General features: G+C 42.0%; 2 protein-coding genes. Both read left to right on the top strand.

What is annotated here, in order from left to right; genetic code table 11:
* Positions 1-49 precede the first annotated feature (49 nt).
* Entirely contained in the window at positions 50-463 is a 414-nt protein-coding gene (locus ACN1CD_RS23560) for a hypothetical protein (protein ID WP_419132878.1), read from the top strand.
* Positions 464-471: 8 nt separating this feature from the next.
* Positions 472-1,380: an IS3 family transposase gene (locus tag ACN1CD_RS23555; RefSeq protein ID WP_419132876.1), complete on the top strand. Its 909-nt coding sequence runs from the start codon at positions 472-474 to the stop codon at positions 1,378-1,380.
* Positions 1,381-1,572: the final 192 nt, after the last annotated feature.

The raw sequence follows: 1,572 nt of genomic DNA, 5'->3' as shown, positions 1-1,572 counted from the left end.
TGTCCTCTCCTAAAAAAACTTGACACATTTTGGCCTAATAAAAATCAAAATGGAACAAGAGAAAAAACGTTGCGGATTTAGTATTTTAGTATCCGATTCGTTCGACCGTACAGATGACCGTAATGCTTACGAAGTTTCCTTTAGACGATGGCTGGTATCTCAGCTTGAATCAAGGGAAATGACCGTTAGCGAAGCTATCAAGAAGTTCAACATTAATCCTTCAAGTGGGCCAGAATTAATTAGAGCCTGGCGCAAGAGGTATTCGGATGATATTATTCCAGAGCCCATAGAAATGACCCAACAGGAAAAACAGGATCTGATTGCGTTACAGAAGCAGATAAAAGCGATGGAAAAGCAGCTTGAAGATGCCAGGATGCATAATATTGCGCTTAATACACTGATCGATGTAGCAGAGGAAAAACTCAAAATCAACATCAGAAAAAAGCCTGGTGCCAAACAGTAACATTACTGATGCAGCTTTACGGTAGCTTTAGCCTAAGCTACTACTGCAGACTGTTTGGCAAGAGCCGTCAGGCCTGGTATGAACAAAAAGTGCAACCAGCAATGCATATGCGCGATGCGCTGGTGATCAGACTGGTTACGGAGATCAGGGAGCAGCTTCCATATTGTGGTGTGGACAAGCTCTACCACATGTTGAGGGACGACTTTACTGCCCATGGCATAAAACTGGGAAGGGACGGCCTGTACCGCCTGATGGGCAATTATGGCATGCTCATCCGTCATCGTAGGAGAAAACCCTACTGTACCATGTCAAACCATCATTACAGGAAGTACCCGAACCTGATCCGCGAAAAGGTAATTTCCAGCCCTGGGATGTTATGGGTAAGCGACATCACCTATATCCGTCAGACTTCCGGATTCAGCTACCTGAGCATTGTAACCGATGCCTACAGCAGAAAGATCGTAGGTTATAAGTTACATCCAAGCTTACATAGTGAAGGAGCGGTTGACGCACTTTTGATGGCGGCAAAGGATCTAAAAAGAACTTCAGCCCTTATCCATCACAGCGACAGGGGTATACAGTACTGCTGCAATGAATATGTACAGATAATAGACCATCTGAATATACAGCTCTCCATGACCGAAAAAGGTGATCCCTATGAAAACGCCATTGCAGAAAGGATCAATGGGATACTAAAGGGAGAACATGGCCTTAAGGAAACTTTTGTCTCATTTGACAGGGCTAAATCAGCCGTGGATGATGCTATAACCAAATATAACAGTATCAGGATCCACGACAGCTGCGGAAGGCTTACCCCAATAGCGGCACATGAAAGAAATGGGACACTTAAGAAATACTGGAGAAAAAAGAATTATAAAACCAGTAATAAGGAAATTAACGCAGCAAGGGTTCCGTAATTAATGCAGTAGAAAAAAGCATAAAAGGAATAGAAAAAATGGCATGGACCAAAACAGGAATAGGACCAAGAAAAACAACTGTTCTAAGTAATAAAAATTAATCATTATATTGTATCAGTAAATCAATTAAAGTGGCTGTAAAAGCCTTAGTAATTAACTACCAAAACTGTCAAGCTATTTTAGGAAGGGTCA

Origin of the sequence: Pedobacter sp. N23S346 (genome assembly GCF_048515415.1) — a bacterium.
Lineage (GTDB): Bacteria > Bacteroidota > Bacteroidia > Sphingobacteriales > Sphingobacteriaceae > Pedobacter.
The sequence above is the reverse complement of the archived record's forward strand: the minus strand, read 5'-3'. Positions and strand labels throughout refer to the sequence as shown.